The 14,631-nt window shown below is 34.5% G+C and carries 15 protein-coding genes; 5 read left to right on the forward strand and 10 right to left on the reverse strand.

Going from position 1 to position 14,631, the window contains the following annotated elements; genetic code table 11:
* Position 1: 1 nt before the first annotated feature.
* From NZ698_RS05245 to NZ698_RS05260, 4 genes are all read right to left on the reverse strand, one after another.
* The gene (locus NZ698_RS05245) at positions 2–853 is read right to left on the reverse strand and encodes an NAD(P)-dependent oxidoreductase (RefSeq protein WP_263002031.1); all 852 of its coding nucleotides are present in this window, start codon (positions 851–853) and stop codon (positions 2–4) included.
* 16 nt (positions 854–869) lie between these two features.
* Positions 870–1,160 carry a DUF3861 domain-containing protein gene (locus NZ698_RS05250; protein WP_263002032.1) on the reverse strand — a complete coding sequence of 97 codons (291 nt, stop codon included), beginning with the start codon at positions 1,158–1,160 and terminating at the stop codon, positions 870–872.
* A gap of 3 nt (positions 1,161–1,163) precedes the next feature.
* The gene (locus NZ698_RS05255) at positions 1,164–2,285 is read right to left on the reverse strand and encodes an aldo/keto reductase (protein ID WP_263002033.1); all 1,122 of its coding nucleotides are present in this window, start codon (positions 2,283–2,285) and stop codon (positions 1,164–1,166) included.
* Positions 2,286–2,739: 454 nt separating this feature from the next.
* Complete coding sequence (locus NZ698_RS05260; protein ID WP_263002034.1) at positions 2,740–3,801, reverse strand: NADH:flavin oxidoreductase; 1,062 nt, start codon at positions 3,799–3,801, stop codon at positions 2,740–2,742.
* A gap of 128 nt (positions 3,802–3,929) precedes the next feature.
* On the opposite strand from NZ698_RS05260, the gene NZ698_RS05265 reads away from it, so the two are divergent.
* The 3 genes from NZ698_RS05265 to NZ698_RS05275 all read left to right on the forward strand — a co-directional run bounded on the left by NZ698_RS05265 (position 3,930) and on the right by NZ698_RS05275 (position 6,269).
* Positions 3,930–4,277 (forward strand): winged helix-turn-helix transcriptional regulator, encoded by a 348-nt coding sequence (locus NZ698_RS05265; protein WP_263002035.1) that lies wholly within the window; start codon positions 3,930–3,932, stop codon positions 4,275–4,277.
* A 120-nt stretch (positions 4,278–4,397) separates the two neighbouring features.
* Positions 4,398–5,564 (forward strand): dipeptidase, encoded by a 1,167-nt coding sequence (locus NZ698_RS05270; RefSeq protein WP_263002036.1) that lies wholly within the window; start codon positions 4,398–4,400, stop codon positions 5,562–5,564.
* Between the two features lie 78 nt (positions 5,565–5,642).
* Positions 5,643–6,269, forward strand: coding sequence for a chloramphenicol acetyltransferase (locus NZ698_RS05275; protein WP_263002037.1), 627 nt, complete (start codon positions 5,643–5,645; stop codon positions 6,267–6,269).
* Between the two features lie 39 nt (positions 6,270–6,308).
* Here NZ698_RS05275 and NZ698_RS05280 read toward each other — a convergent pair whose 3' ends face one another.
* Positions 6,309–7,058, reverse strand: coding sequence for an NUDIX hydrolase (locus NZ698_RS05280; protein WP_263002038.1), 750 nt, complete (start codon positions 7,056–7,058; stop codon positions 6,309–6,311).
* 180 nt (positions 7,059–7,238) lie between these two features.
* Between NZ698_RS05280 and NZ698_RS05285 the strand changes: the two genes are divergently transcribed.
* Entirely contained in the window at positions 7,239–8,660 is a 1,422-nt protein-coding gene (locus NZ698_RS05285; protein WP_263002039.1) for a sugar MFS transporter, read from the forward strand.
* 53 nt (positions 8,661–8,713) lie between these two features.
* Here NZ698_RS05285 and cap12 read toward each other — a convergent pair whose 3' ends face one another.
* Together cap12 and NZ698_RS05295 are read right to left on the reverse strand one after the other, a co-directional pair.
* Positions 8,714–9,655, reverse strand: a complete 942-nt coding sequence (gene cap12 / locus NZ698_RS05290; protein ID WP_263002040.1) for a CBASS system CD-NTase-associated NAD(+) hydrolase Cap12 — start codon at positions 9,653–9,655, stop codon at positions 8,714–8,716.
* A 2-nt stretch (positions 9,656–9,657) separates the two neighbouring features.
* Positions 9,658–10,680, reverse strand: a complete 1,023-nt coding sequence (locus NZ698_RS05295; RefSeq protein WP_263002041.1) for a nucleotidyltransferase-like protein — start codon at positions 10,678–10,680, stop codon at positions 9,658–9,660.
* 390 nt (positions 10,681–11,070) lie between these two features.
* Between NZ698_RS05295 and NZ698_RS05300 the strand changes: the two genes are divergently transcribed.
* Entirely contained in the window at positions 11,071–11,778 is a 708-nt protein-coding gene (locus NZ698_RS05300) for a DUF6261 family protein (protein ID WP_263002042.1), read from the forward strand.
* A 105-nt stretch (positions 11,779–11,883) separates the two neighbouring features.
* Here NZ698_RS05300 and NZ698_RS05305 read toward each other — a convergent pair whose 3' ends face one another.
* From NZ698_RS05305 to NZ698_RS05315, 3 genes are all read right to left on the reverse strand, one after another.
* Complete coding sequence (locus tag NZ698_RS05305) at positions 11,884–12,894, reverse strand: SDR family NAD(P)-dependent oxidoreductase (protein ID WP_263002043.1); 1,011 nt, start codon at positions 12,892–12,894, stop codon at positions 11,884–11,886.
* 158 nt (positions 12,895–13,052) lie between these two features.
* Entirely contained in the window at positions 13,053–13,556 is a 504-nt protein-coding gene (locus NZ698_RS05310; protein WP_263002044.1) for a hypothetical protein, read from the reverse strand.
* Between the two features lie 34 nt (positions 13,557–13,590).
* Positions 13,591–14,502 carry a helix-turn-helix domain-containing protein gene (locus tag NZ698_RS05315; protein ID WP_263002045.1) on the reverse strand — a complete coding sequence of 304 codons (912 nt, stop codon included), beginning with the start codon at positions 14,500–14,502 and terminating at the stop codon, positions 13,591–13,593.
* Between the last annotated feature and the right edge of the window lie 129 nt (positions 14,503–14,631).

Raw genomic sequence — 14,631 nt, forward strand, 5'->3', positions numbered from 1 at the left:
ATTATTTTTCTTTTTTAAGATAATTAATAATTCCTATCACATCGTCTTTTCCGAAACCTTCGTTCTGAGCAGACTGATATGTTTCGATTAGTGTTTGAGCCAACGGAAAATCTGCACCCGCATTCTTAGCCAGCAAAATGTCTTTTAACATTAAATCTAAAGAAAAAGCAGGTTTGTAATCATCTTCAACCAACAAAGGTGTTTTCACTTTCGTGGCACCGCTTCCGCTTGCACTTTCATTGATGATTTCAAGCATATCCTTTCTCTTAATCCCCAATTTGTCTGAGAATAAAATGGTTTCCGCCAAACCTTGATATAAAGCCGAAATGAAATAATTAACAGATAATTTCGCAGCCAAACCTTTCCCGTTCTTGCCTAAATGTTTAATCTTCTTTCCGAGTTTTTCTAAATACGGAGTTGCTCTTTCCAAATCTTTTTCCTCACCTCCAACCATGATAATTAAAGTCCCTTCGTCGGCTGGTTTTGTACTTCCTGCGACAGGAGCATCAATGAAAGAGGATTCTTTTATTTTTAAAGCATTCCCGATTTCATTCGAAACTTCGGGAGAAACGGTACTCATATCAATAAATAATTTTCCGGAGATGTTGATTTTTAAAACTTCTTCATAAACTGCTCTTAAAGCATCATCATGAGACAACATGGTGAAAATTACGTCGCTGTCCTGAACTAATTCTTTAACACTTTTAGAAACTTTTGATTTTTCTTTAAAATCATTAGCTTTTTCAACAGTTCTGTTATAAACAGATATTGAAAATCCTGCTTTCTCAAGATTTTTTGCCATCGGATGTCCCATGTTTCCTAAACCGATGAAACCTATTTTTTCTGAATTCATTTTTAATTCTATTTAATTAATAACTCTTTAATTTTTTCATGAAATCCGAAATTGCAGGATTCAGTTCTTCAAAAAGCGGATGCTTTCCGTTTTTAATTAAAACTTCTGTGAAAAGTTTTAATCCGAGACTGAATTCGTTCGCAGTCTGTTCATCTTCAAATATTTTTTTAGATTTAATTAAATCAATTATTTTAAACAGATCATCATGATTTTCAAATTCAAAAGTCAGCTTTTTATCAGCTGAAGAACCGTCTTTAAGGGACATTTCGTTCAGTTGAAGTTGGTATTTATTACTTCTTTTTTCCATTGTTTATCCTTTTGGTACAGGAGCATTTGCTTCAATTAATTTCTCTTTTTTCAGTTCAGCCCAAAAGCTTGCAGGTATTTTAGTTAGAAAAGATGCGGCATTTTCCTGAGCTTGTTGTACAGTGTGAGCTCCCGGAATCACTCCAGAAACCACATCAGGAGCAGCAGCAAACTGAAGTGCCGCAGTTCTGAGATCGACTTTATGATTATTCGCAACTCTTTGCAAGGCAGCTAATTTATCTTTCACTCTGGCCGGGAAATCTCCATTGTATAAATAACGGTCTTTTCCTGAAAGAAAACCAGCACATAATGGCGCTCCGACAACAATTGAAATATCTTTTTCGGCAGCTTTAGGGAAAACTTTATTGAGATCATCGGTATGATGAATCAATGAATACTGACAAGCGGAAAGAAAAATATCAGGATCTGAAACTTCGATCGCTTTCAAAATAGGTTCGATCGTGTTGACACCAAATCCCCAACCTTTGATCAAACCTTCTTCACGCATCTTGATCAGTTCGGGCATTGCACCTTTTGCAGCAATATCAAAATATTTTACCCAATCGCCCTTCATATCTTTATTGTCAGGCGACAAATCGTGAATGAAAACGATGTCTAATGAAGCAATTCCCAATCTATGCAAACTGTCTTCCACACTTTTTCTCGCTCCTGCTGCCGAATAGTCGTACTCGTAAGAAAAATTCAGTTTTCCTTTCCAAAGACCATCTAATTTAAAATCATCGTAAGGTTTAAGAATTCTTCCCATTTTGGTAGAAAGTGTGAATTCGTCGCGTTTTTTATCTTTCAGGAACAATCCCATTCTATGTTCGCTAAGTCCCAAACCGTACCAAGGCGAAGTGTCAAAATACCGAACTCCAGCATTCCAGGCTGCTTCTATAGATTGTAAACATTCGATGTCGGAATTGATGTTGAATCCGTTTCCCAGAGCAACACCTCCAAAGCCAGATTTATATTTCGGTCTGAATCTTTTTCCTAATCCTGTATTTTCAAATTGTTCCATAATATTTTCTTTAAATAAATTTGATGCAAAAGCGGGCACCACAGAGGAAGCCATTAATCCTGCCGCTGCAAGTCCGCTGTTTTTGATGAATGTTCTTCTTTCCATTTTTAATATTTTGTTTGTGTGGTGATATTTTATTTTTCTTTAAAAGCAAGGAGAGACAAAGTTCTTTTTACATTCATAGTATTTTTAAGATAAACAAAGCCGCTTCGCTTATTTTAAGTAATACAATTTTATATTTCGTTATTAAGTGAAATGCCTTTTTTTAACTTTAAATCTGTATAAAGTTTTTTAATCTCTTTGTCTGACTTTGCGTTTAAAAAAATTTCAACTAAAAAGCATTAACCAAATCGTCATTATTTTTTTAATTTAAAGTTTGATATTGATTGCCTTCACATCTAGTACGGTTTTTTCATACTCTTTCTGCCCAGCAAAAGTGACGACCATTTAACATCAAAAAATTGTCCATACTAATGTTAAGAAGGATTAAATTACTAAATACCGAATAAAAAAAGCAGTTCCGAAACGAAACTGCCTTCACTAACTATTTAATCAAAAATTAATATAATACGCTAAGACTCTCGGCAGAAAAATCTGAAATTTCTTCAATTCTTCCTTCTTTTATTTTTTGTACCCATTGATGATCGGTCAATAAAGCACGACCGACAGCAACCAAATCAAAATCCTGACGATCAAATCTGCGGATCAACTCCGAAAGATCTGCCTTTTCGCTTCCTTCACCTGCAAATGCGCTCATGAAATCACCTTTTAAACCAACAGAACCCACTGTAATTGTTGGTTGACCAGTAATTTTCTTTGCCCAACCGGCAAAATTTAAATCAGAACCTTCAAATTCCGGTTCCCAAAAACGGCGTTGTGAACAGTGGAAAATATCAACTCCCGCTTCTTTCAATGGTAAAAGCCAGTCTTCCATTTCAGACGAAGTTGTTGCCAATCTGCTTTTATAATCCTGTTGTTTCCATTGGGAAAGACGGATGATGATTGTGAAATCTTCACCAACTGCAGCTCTAATTGCTTTGATAACATCCACTGCAAATCTGCTTCTTTCTTTAATGTTTTTACCGCCATATTCATCAGTTCTTGTATTGGTCACTTCCCAGAAAAACTGATCGATCAGATAACCGTGAGCTCCGTGAATTTCTAGACAGTCAAAACCAAGATCTTTTGCAGATTTTGCCGATGCAGCAAATTGCGCAATCGTATCCTGAATATCCTCCAAAGACATTGTAGAAGCTTTTTCCATTTCAATTGTCGGATAATCTGCTGAACTTCTTGTATCACCAACGTGCCAGATTTGAGGTCCCATTTTTCCTCCATTTTTATGAACAGCATCAATCACGTTTTTCCAGCCTTGCAAAGCTTGTGTTCCGTAAAAGTCAGGAATGTTTTGCATGTTTTTTGATGCAGGTCTATTGATCACTGTTCCTTCAGACAAGATCAAACCTACATTTGAAGCAGCACGTCTTGCATAATAATCTTCAATTTCCTTTGTAGGAATGCCATTATCTGATTGTGCTCTTGTCATTGGTGCCATTACTAATCTGTTTTTTAGATTCAGATTTTTATAATTGAATGGAGTGAATAACTCGTTTATATTCATTTTAAAATTTATTTGAATGATTAATTTCTTAATTGTTACACAAAGTAACTAATAATAGTTTACTTTTGTATCATTGAGTTAAAAAAAACTAGTAACTTAGCAGTAACTAATAACTAATTTAACCAACCATGAGACAAGAAAAAATCAAGCAATGCAGTTGTGCGCTCGGAAAAGCCATGTCAGCTTTGGGCAGTAAGTGGAAACCAATTATTGTGTTGGTCATCAAGGACCGAACACTAAGGTTCGGTGAAATTGCTGCGCGCATTTCTGTTATTTCCAGAAAAGTACTTACCGATCAATTAAGAGAAATGGAAGTTGACAGTCTTGTAACCCGTCAGGAATTTAAAGAACTTCCGCCAAGGGTAGAATACAAGCTTACTGAAAAAGGTTTGGCATTATTACCGATCTTAAATCTACTCGAAGAATGGGAAAAGGAGTTTGAAATGACTGAGAAAAAATTAGATGTAATTGTTTAGGAAATAAATTTTTTTAATATCCATTTAAGGTTTAACAATTCCGTAGAAAATAAATCAAATAAAAGTTCGATGAAGTATTCTTAATCATCGAGCTGAATAAACTATTACTTTTATTAAACTATGGAAAACTCCGATTACAACTTGTCACGCAAAAAATTTCTAAAAATAGTCGCAGGAGCCGGTGGATTTGTGTTACTTAATCCTCTATTATCATGGACTGAAATCACAGAAACAGATCCTCGAATAGCAACAATTGTTGCAAATACGATTGGTATTGATACTCATAATCACATAGATGTTCCATTAAACTCAAAAGAACTTCCGGGAGCAAAAGTTAATTTGGCAGATGAGCTGAAAAAATCAGGTTTATCAGCAATCAGTATGACATTTGCCGTTGATTATCAAAAACTGGAAAATCCCGGAGACGCTTACAACAGATTTTTAGCAGGATTTGATGCGACGGACAAAATTCTGATTGATAATAGTATGAAACGGGCGATGAGTCTTTCAGATATAAAACTTTCGCATAAGAATCATATTCCCACAGTCATTCAATCTGTTGAAGGCGGTCATTTCCTTGAAGGAAAAACAGACCGATTAGAAATCGCTTATAAAAGAGGTTTACGACAACTGGGGCTACTGCATGACAATGATGCTTCCGTTCCTCTAGGTGATGTTTATACCAATCCGGCGCAATTTGGCGGCTTAACTTCTTTCGGATCAGATATCATTAAAGAATGCAACAGACTAGGAATCCTGATAGATCTTGCTCACGCAAGCAACGAAACCCTCAACGCAGCAATCAAAATTTCAACTAAACCTATTTTAATATCTCATACCGGACTCGATACTCAATTGGGAACCAATGAATTTATGGCAAAAATGATGCGTCCGAGACTGATCAGCAAAGTGCAGGCGAAAATAGTTGCCGAATCGGGCAGTGTAATAGGAGTCTGGACACATTTGGCAGAAACACCTTTAGATTTTGCAAATAACTTGAGAGCCATGGTAGATGTTGTGGGAATAGATCATGTTTGTATTGGCACAGATACGAAGTTAACTCCCGCATACAGATCTACAAATGATTCTCAACGAAAATCAAATTCCGACCATAAGCAATATGAAGAAAGAGTAGGAGAACGCACCAATTTTGCATGGAAAGATCAAAAAGAAGGTTTTTATTATTGTGTTGTAGAGGCCATGCTGAAAACAGGATTTAATGAAAATGAAATCTCAAAAATAGGCGGTCAAAATTTTCTCAGGGTTTTCGATGAAGCTACACAATAAAATGTGGTTAAATCGATTTTTGTTTCCTTTAAAATTTTAAAATAAAAAAATCTTACGGAAATTTGCAAAAAATAATTAATGAAGGTAATAGATATTGAAAGTTGGAACAGAAAGGAACATTTTGAATTTTTCTCTAAAATGAAAAGTCCATATTTCGGATTTACAACAGAAGTTGAATGCACAAAAGCGTATGATGACGCAAAAGAAAAAGGAATTTCATTTTTCGCTTATTATCTTCACAAGTCGATGGTTGCTGTAAATTCTGTAGATGAACTGAAACTAAGAATGGTCGATGATCAAATCATTCTGTTTGATGAAGTTCATGGCGGAAGCACAATCGGCAGAGCAGACGGAACTTTTGGTTTTTCATTTTTTCATTATTCTGAAAACTTTGAAATTTTCAATGAAGGTTTGCAGAAAGAAATACAGTCTGTACAAAACTCTACAGGTTTAGGAATCAGCAATGACGATTTGCCGATCAATCACATAAGACATACTACAATTCCTTGGAATTCTTTCAGCGCTTTGCTTCATCCCACCAATTTTGATCCGAAAGAATGTATACCAAAAATTACTTTTGGAAAATTCAGTATTCGTGACGGGAAGAAATTGATGCCTGTATCTATCGAAGCACATCACGGTTTAGCAGACGGATTGCATCTGGCAAAATATGTTGAAGAATTTCAGAGACAGCTAAGTTTATAATAAAAAAATCCTGATTTAAATTTAATCAGGATTTTTGGTTTACCAATTACTCAGTCCGTTTTCTAAGGCTTTTTTATAATTTTCCTCGTCAAAGGAATAAAGATCAGGAGATTTGTGAGCACCGCCGCGACGCTGTTCGTCTAATTTTTTAAGAATTCCAAGATTCTTTATTTTTCTGTAGAAATTTCCTCTGTTAAGTTCTTTTCCTAAAATAGTTTCATATAATTTCTGCAATTCTGAAAGCGTAAATTTCTCAGGTAGAAGATTATAACCAATCGGTTTATAGGCTATTCTTTCTCTTAAAGCGAGTAGTGCTTTTTCTATAATTTCACGATGATCCATTGCTAAATCTATTTCCGGAAGCTGACTCAGATAGATCCATTCACATTTGTCACTGTATTCATCTACAATCAGATTAGCATTATCAGGATTGTACAGCGCGTAATATCCGATGGATACAAAACGTTGCTTATGCCAAAGCGAATCATCAAAATCTTCAAAATAAAACTCACTTCTTTTATTTTTTCCAAAAACAGCAAATTCTTCCAGATAGACATCAGAAATTCCTGCTCTCTCTTTCAAAACACGCTTTGCTGCATCATCCAGATCTTCATCCTTTTTCACATAACCACCAGGTAAAAGCCATTGCTTACGATAGGTCATTTGAAGAAGAAGAACTTTCAGCTCACTTTTATCAAAACCAAAAACTACGGGATCGGTTGACAGATGTGGAAGAAAAAGATCTTTTGCTTCTTCAGATTTTTGTAAAAATTGTTTTTGTGGGTCCATATGCTTTGTGAAATACCTAATGTTACAAATTTAATATTTAAAATTAAGAATTTATAAAAAATGATGTTCCGAATAAAAAAATTGGTTCAGCAATGTCAAAGCAATTGAAAATTTATTGTCTCACTATAAGCAATTATCATCAAAAGAGGCTATCTTAGCCACTTTTTAAATTAAATGTATATGACAAATAATGAAGTTCAGGCGAAAAGGAGCTACACTATTCCTTTGATCACGATTACACTTTTATTTTTTATGTGGGGATTCATCACCTGTATGAATGACATTCTGATCCCATATCTGAAACAGCTTTTCAAACTCACTTTCTTTCAGTCGATGTTGGTGCAGTTCTGTTTCTTTGGTGCTTATTTTATAGGCTCTTTAATTTACTTTTTAATTTCCACTACACAAGGCGATCCGATTGATAAAGTAGGGTATAAGAAAGGAATTCTTTTCGGGATCTTCTTAGCAGCTTTTGGCTGTGTCCTGTTTTATCCGGCGGCGAGTTTGTCTTCTTATCCTTTGTTCTTAGGCGCTTTGTTTATCTTGGGTCTTGGTTTTACAGTATTGCAGATTACGGCAAATGCTTATGTTTCTTTGTTGGGTCCTGAAGATTCTGCGTCGAGCCGACTGAATATGACACAGGCTTTCAACGCTTTCGGAACAACCATTGCTCCGGTTTTGGGTGGGCATTTAATCTTTGAACTGTTCTCTGCTCCGGATGGATCTTTCTCTGCAGCGGCAACAAAAATTCCTTATTTAATCTTTGCGGGAATTCTTTTACTGGTCGCTTTATTAATTTCAAGAGTAAAGCTTCCTGACTTTCAGGTAAAAGGCGGCGAAATCGTGAAAGGTTTGGGCGCATTGCAGTACAATCATCTTTTATTCGGAGTCTTTGCGATGTTCTGTTATGTTGGCGGGGAAGTAGCGGTAGGAAGTTTTATCATTAGCTTTCTGGAGCAGCCACAAGTCATGAATCTTTCTGAAGTGGTGAGCAAAAATTATCTTTCTCTGTATTGGGGCGGTGCGATGATCGGTCGTTTCTTAGGTGCGATCTCACTGAATCATTCGATCAGTCAGGGCAAAAAAGCTATCTATATGTTTGGAGCTGCAATTGCCGTTTTCCTGGTGATCTTCAGTATTGTGGATCTTACTTTTGCACAGATCAGTTTCTTCCTTGTTTTTATAGCACTTAATTTTATTGCGTTTTTCATTGGGAAATCTGCTCCTGCAAGAACACTTTCTATCTTTGCAGGAATCAACGTTGTCTTATTAATCTCAGCAATGTTGAATCACGGCGAATTGGCAATGTACAGCATTTTAGGAATCGGAATTTTTAACTCTATTATGTTCTCCAATATCTACACTTTGGCAATTTCAGGATTAGGAAAATACACCAGCCAAGGTTCTTCTTTGGTTGTAATGGCTATTTTAGGAGGAGCGATTGTTCCGATTTTCCAGGGATTTCTGGCTGATATTTTCGGAGTTCAGCATTCATTTATTATTCCTGTGTTTTGTTACTTGTTTATCCTGATTTTTGGTGCATATTGTACTAAATATTTGGGTCACGTGAAACAGGATGTTGATGCGAAGTCGGGGCACTGAGATTTCTGAATTTTAAAATATAAAACCTGCTTCTGAGCAGGTTTTTTTGTTTATTATTCTTCAATAATTATTTTTACCATATTTTTCGCAAATGCATCATTTGCAATCAAATTTTCTAAGGTTGTTTGAAAATTTCTTAATTCTCTTTCTTCCAATAATTTTTGTTGGTCTGTTTTTCCAATATGACCTTTCCTCATATACATCTCAATTGCTTTATCAATTGCACCAATAGTTGTCGGCATATCATATAGCTGGAGTGTTTCGTCGTTTGAATCTTCATCATATTGAATATGTATTGGATAAGTTCTGGAAGTTGTCGAAATTTCTAGTTCTTCTAAGCTTTTACTTTTAAAATATATTTTTGCTCTTTTTTTTATGTCGGCATCCAAATCTTTGGGGATTACTATATTAAACTGGAATTTCTTATATTGATTTCCTTCTACTTCTAGATACGGAAGCATATTCAAGGCTTCACAAATTATAGAAACTAGATTCTCAAAATAACCAATGGCTAATACAGTTGATGGTAAAAGACCTAATTCACCTAATTGTATTTTCTCTCTTATGGTTTTAATAATCTTATCCACTTCAGAATTTAAACCATAATTGTTTTCAAAAGTTCCAGTGATCTCAAATCTTGGGACAGTAATACCGTACATATCAGATGGTAATTCTGAACCTTTCTCTTGGATTACAAACGCTCTATTCGTTCCCAGCCTTCCCAGAAAAATTCCATATTCAAAAATAATGTTGTCTCTTGGAGTTTGAAATTCTTTTTCTCTTTTTTTTGTATAATCATCTTTAGTTGCAACTAATATTCCAAAATCAAATAAAGATGCTTCTTTCAATAAAGTCTCTAAAACACTATTGTTCGCCTTAAAAATATCGTCTGTCCACAAGTATGATTCAAAATCTGCCTGTATTAATCTATGCTTTACATATTGAGCTACATCTAAACCTTCAGATGAAGACCCTATAAATATTCTTGTTTTCATAACTAATAGTTTAATGATTCATTAAGGGACTTATGTTGATAAGATAATTCTTTTGTCACGTCTACAATCAATTCATCAAGTTCAAGTTTCAACTTTTTCAATTCAACCACTTTATTAGAATTAGGAAAAACTTTTTCGGTATTATTTGGTGAGTCAAGGTTTTCTCGATAATAATCATTTAAAATCAATTTGCCTAATTGTTCTGAAGCAACATTTAACAAGAGTAATGATGACCATTCAGGAAAATTTAATTTACTATTATCAATATCATAAACCAAACAACATATTTCAAAACTAGATAATTTTATTTCATAGTCTGCATCAATCTTCAATGTCTTAAGAATTCTTACTACTTTATTAAAGTTTTTATTTGTGGATGTTGATTTTAGTTTTAATTGATTGATATGTGAGAAAGGATGATCTTTTATTCGTTTATTATTATCTCTGTCTAAAAAGTAAATTCCCCTGTAGATCTCATTACTATATTGCTTATATGCATTAGAGTTAAACCAATTACAAATTACCACATCAACTTTTCTTTTTGGTTGAGTTGGAAAGACCTTAATAGCTTTGGAATTAGAATTATCAACTTGGTTATATGTATTATTAAGTTTTTCATAACATTTTGATCTAAGTATCTTAAGATCCTCAACTGGATTTCCACTATAAGGATTGTCGGGAATTTGAGGATTTTCAAGTGTTATAAATGAATCTGTAAATACTAATATATCAATATCACTATGGATTTTAATATGGGTATCAGTTATTGTAGAACCTTGATGCCTAAATTCAAGATTATATTCGTTTTTTAGTTTCTCCTTAAGATTATTTTGAATATTTTCTGCGGCTTTAATTGTATTTTTTGTGTATGAATCATCAATTGGTTTCATTGATTCAAGTGTATACTTTGTACTCGCTCCCAAGTCGGTTCTTCTAAATGATTCAGACAAAATACTTTTTTCTAAATAATCATCGTATCTTCTCTTTTGAAGCTTTTCTAATCTTTGTGTATAATTTTTTGGCATAGAATATTGTTTTATGATTGTTAGTTTCAAAAATAATTACTTATAAATCTTATTCCTTACGGCTTTCCGTAATCTCAAAAGTAAACCAATCCCAATTCTAAACCTTCAGTATTTCCACTGAAAAATCAAACCGTTAAAAACACCTGTTTCCAAACCTCACAACTTAGTCGAAAGTCACAAAACGACCGTTTTGTAATCAAACAACTTTTACTTTTGTCTCAAAACAACTGTTTTGTAACAAAACACAATTGGCGGAAGTTTCCCACAGTTTGGTTGAGACAAAACATAAAGTTGTTTTGTTTCCCACAAAATATTTGGAACCAATCAATAATTTATTTACATTTAAAACTTGTAATTAGTGAATTAAAAACAAGTAAAAACACATTTTGTATGAAAATTACATTATCAAAATTGAGTACCAAAGATTTGGCTACTCTTTCTCAAAGAATTATCAATTCTGCAGAATCAGGGAATTTCGCTGTCATCAACAATCATCCGTTGCTTACAGAACTTAAAACGATGTATGCAGATTATGATGAGGTTTACACCAAACAAATCTATAGCGGTAAAGGTGTAAATGTTGCAGAAGCAGACAAAGAGCGCGACAACGCTTTTAGAGTCCTGAAAAACTTTGTAAACGGTTATCGAAAAATGACCTCCTTAAATAATTATCAGTTTGCAGAAGATGTATATCAGATTTTTAAACTGTACGGAAAAGATATGGATAAAGAGAGCTATTCTACCCAAAGTGCTCAAATGAAAAAGCTTATTGAAGATCTGGAAAAACCTGAGAATATTCAAAAGCTCAATGCTCTTTCGATCATTACTGCTTTCAATGATATGAAATCTAAGCAAGATACTTTCGAACAGATATTTTCAGAACAGTCTAATGCAAATGCTACTCTTCGACAGATGAAAAGCGCATCTGCAATCCGCAGAAATCTGGAGAAGATTTTAAAGTCTTTCCTCAACCTCATCACTGCCATGAAGGACGTCTCAGACTGGAAACTTTTGTACGCAGAGATCAATGAACTGGTAAAAGCTGCGAAACAATCTAAACAAACTAATGTAGAAATTAAAGAAGAGAATAAGCCTTAAGATATTGCCTGAATTATAAAAACTTTTGATTAACAATTTACCACAGACATACAAAAATAAACCCCGACTTTTGATCGGGGTTTAATTATTTAAAATTTACTTTAATTAATCTACTGAATCTTTACTGCGAGAACTTCTGGAAGTAAAAAACATATACGCTAATCCTAAAGTAACTCCTGCTACCATAGCCATTTTTGTTTTCTTACTTGGAACTGGGAGCGAGGTTTCTCCGTAGATCTGATGAGGTTCAGATGACGATTCCAAAACATTTCCTGATGTGGGTTCACCATTTTTCAGTTTCATCATCATTCTCATTCCGGCAGAAGCGGTGTTGATGACGGCTTTCGGGAACATTCCATAAACGTTGACCAAAAGTCTTGATGTAAAGTCGGGAAACAGATCTTTCTTAGGTTCTTTCGCAAGCTGAACTATTTTTGTCGCCGTATCACGAGGATCGGCTGCAAACGGCGGAACTTTAAAATCAAGTCCGGAATACTTTGCCGAATGTGCATTTCCTGTAGAACGCTGAATCTGTGGATACAGATTAGCAATATGAATGTCTGTAAAATCTGAGATTTCTCCCTGAAGACATTCCATCATTCCACGAATTCCGAATTTTGTCGCTGAATATACTGCGCTGTACGGAGCAGGCATAAACCCGCCAATCGACACATTGTTGATCAGAATTCCTTCATTCTGTTCTTTAAAAATCGGGAGCACACTGTAGGCTCCGTGCATATACCCGAAAAGATTTGTTTTGATCACTTGTTCGTTAAGTGACATCGGGATTTCTTCAAATTTACCGCTTGCCATTACTCCGGCATTGTTTACCCAGATGTCGATTCTTCCAAATTCAAGAATAGCTTTTTTAACTAAATTATCCACTTCTTCCGCTTTGGAAACATCGGTAGGAACGGCGATTGCTTTTACTTCAAGTTCGTTGCATAGATTTAAAGTTTCATCTAAAGCTTCCTGTCCTCGCGCGGCAATCACGATATTACAGCCTTCCAGAGCAAATGCTTCTACGGTGGCTCTTCCGACTCCGCTGCTTCCTCCCGTCACAACAACGGTTTTCCCACGAAGACTTCTTTTTTCTAAGTTATTTTCTGATTTCATATGGTGATGATTTTGAATACATAGTGTTGATACTTACAACCTATCTATTTTTACACCAAAAGGGTAGGAATGAGGATTTATTTTGAAGAAAATCGGAGATTAAAGAATTAATAGATATATGAATTCTTTTTTTTCCATCACAACCAAATAAAATATTATTACCAAACTTTGATCTTTCCACTAATGAATTTTCCACTTTTATTCCTGGCTCCGTCTATTTCTATAATGATCGTATCATTCAGTTTGGCATTGCTGAAATAAGACCACACAACATCTGAACTGTCCGCTTTTTCCATATTTAAAATGTTTAAAGCGATAGAATCCTTTTTATTTCGGTCATACGAAAGATTGAATGGAAACTGACTGTTCCTGACAATATTTGTTTCTTCACTGATATGAAGACCGACTTTAAAACCTCTTTCTAAATAGGGTGTAAATTTAAAATCATGGAGGTTTTCGGATTCGATAATTTTATAATTAAGTGTCTTGACAAAAACTCCTCTTTTTTTTGATTCTGAGATTGAAGAAGTTCCTCCGCGGTATTTCCATTTTTGATATCCGTACCAACCGCCATAAGCATTCATCGCCCAAAAGAGCAGAAATAATGAGATGGGAACTACAACTAGGTAGAGGAGGATGTTAAGAACTTTTCTTTTTTTCATTTTAAATAATACAGATAAATATAATAATTCCCGATCAATTAAAACTTTGTCTGAATTCCAGCGGTGACATTTCCGTTTTCTTTTTAAATAATTTATTGAAAGACTGAGGATATTCAAAACCTAATTGGTAAGCAATCTCAGCAACTGATAAATTGCTTGATGAGAGATATTCTTTTGCCTTGTCAATAAGCTTTTCGTGAATGTGTTGTTGTGCACTCTGTCCTGTAAGCGACCGAAGCATGTCACTCAGATAATGTGGAGAAACATGAAGCTTATCAGAAAGGAATTCTACCGTCGGAAGTCCGTTTTTCAAAGGTTGTTCCTGTTCAAAATATTCATCCAACATATTTTCCATTTTTGTGAGAAGATCGTTATTGACAGGTTTTCTGGTGATGAACTGCCTTTGATAAAACCGGTTGCAGTAATTTAATAACAAATCGATCTGTGAAATGATAATATCCTGTGTATGCTGATCAACAAACTGATATTCATCTTTAATTTTGAGAAAAATATCGATGATGTCTTTTTCTTCCTTTTCAGAAAGGTGAAGTGCTTCATTCATTTCGTAAGAAAAGAATCCGTAATTTTTGATAGCTGCTGCAATTGAGTGTTTTCCCAGAAAATCAGGATGAAAGAAAAGTGCATATCCTGTTCCTGCGCCATTATTCGGAAGATCAAAGTCTTTCAAATCAAGAATCTGGATCTTTTTCGGAGCTGTAAAACTTAAAATTCCTTTATCAAAATCATAGTAATTCTGACCGTACTTCATTTTAGCCTCCACATCTCTTTTTAATGAAACACTGTAAAATGTGGTCGTGAATTTTTCAAGAGCAGGATCATTTTTTAGTCTTATATCTTCAAGATTCACAATGCTTATCAACGGATGCAAAGGATCGGGAAGACTTAATAAACGATGGAACTGCAGGATAGAATTGATGGTGTTCATCTTCTTTGTTTGTACAAATATAAGAAAGACAAAGTTTTGCGAATTTGTCTTTCTTATTGGGTTTAAATTTAGAAATTTTTAGAATTTTCAAGTTTTTAATTTTATTCACAAAACTTTGTCTTTTATTTT

The organism is Chryseobacterium edaphi (assembly GCF_025628985.1).
GTDB classification, from domain to species: domain Bacteria; phylum Bacteroidota; class Bacteroidia; order Flavobacteriales; family Weeksellaceae; genus Chryseobacterium; species Chryseobacterium edaphi.

Excerpts from the sequence above, each read along its gene's own strand:
- NZ698_RS05245 (WP_263002031.1), bottom strand. The coding sequence starts at position 853 with ATGAATTCAGAAAAAATAGGTTTCATCGGTTTAGGAAACATGGGACAT.
- NZ698_RS05300 (WP_263002042.1), top strand. The coding sequence starts at position 11,071 with ATGAAAATTACATTATCAAAATTGAGTACCAAAGATTTGGCTACTCTT.
- NZ698_RS05305 (WP_263002043.1), bottom strand. The coding sequence starts at position 12,894 with ATGAAATCAGAAAATAACTTAGAAAAAAGAAGTCTTCGTGGGAAAACC.
- NZ698_RS05315 (WP_263002045.1), bottom strand. The coding sequence starts at position 14,502 with ATGAACACCATCAATTCTATCCTGCAGTTCCATCGTTTATTAAGTCTT.
- NZ698_RS05310 (WP_263002044.1), bottom strand. The coding sequence starts at position 13,556 with ATGAAAAAAAGAAAAGTTCTTAACATCCTCCTCTACCTAGTTGTAGTT.
- NZ698_RS05280 (WP_263002038.1), bottom strand. The coding sequence starts at position 7,058 with ATGGACCCACAAAAACAATTTTTACAAAAATCTGAAGAAGCAAAAGAT.
- NZ698_RS05295 (WP_263002041.1), bottom strand. The coding sequence starts at position 10,680 with ATGCCAAAAAATTATACACAAAGATTAGAAAAGCTTCAAAAGAGAAGA.
- NZ698_RS05275 (WP_263002037.1), top strand. The coding sequence starts at position 5,643 with ATGAAGGTAATAGATATTGAAAGTTGGAACAGAAAGGAACATTTTGAA.
- NZ698_RS05260 (WP_263002034.1), bottom strand. The coding sequence starts at position 3,801 with ATGAATATAAACGAGTTATTCACTCCATTCAATTATAAAAATCTGAAT.
- NZ698_RS05265 (WP_263002035.1), top strand. The coding sequence starts at position 3,930 with ATGAGACAAGAAAAAATCAAGCAATGCAGTTGTGCGCTCGGAAAAGCC.
- NZ698_RS05270 (WP_263002036.1), top strand. The coding sequence starts at position 4,398 with ATGGAAAACTCCGATTACAACTTGTCACGCAAAAAATTTCTAAAAATA.
- NZ698_RS05255 (WP_263002033.1), bottom strand. The coding sequence starts at position 2,285 with ATGGAAAGAAGAACATTCATCAAAAACAGCGGACTTGCAGCGGCAGGA.
- cap12 (WP_263002040.1), bottom strand. The coding sequence starts at position 9,655 with ATGAAAACAAGAATATTTATAGGGTCTTCATCTGAAGGTTTAGATGTA.
- NZ698_RS05285 (WP_263002039.1), top strand. The coding sequence starts at position 7,239 with ATGACAAATAATGAAGTTCAGGCGAAAAGGAGCTACACTATTCCTTTG.
- NZ698_RS05250 (WP_263002032.1), bottom strand. The coding sequence starts at position 1,160 with ATGGAAAAAAGAAGTAATAAATACCAACTTCAACTGAACGAAATGTCC.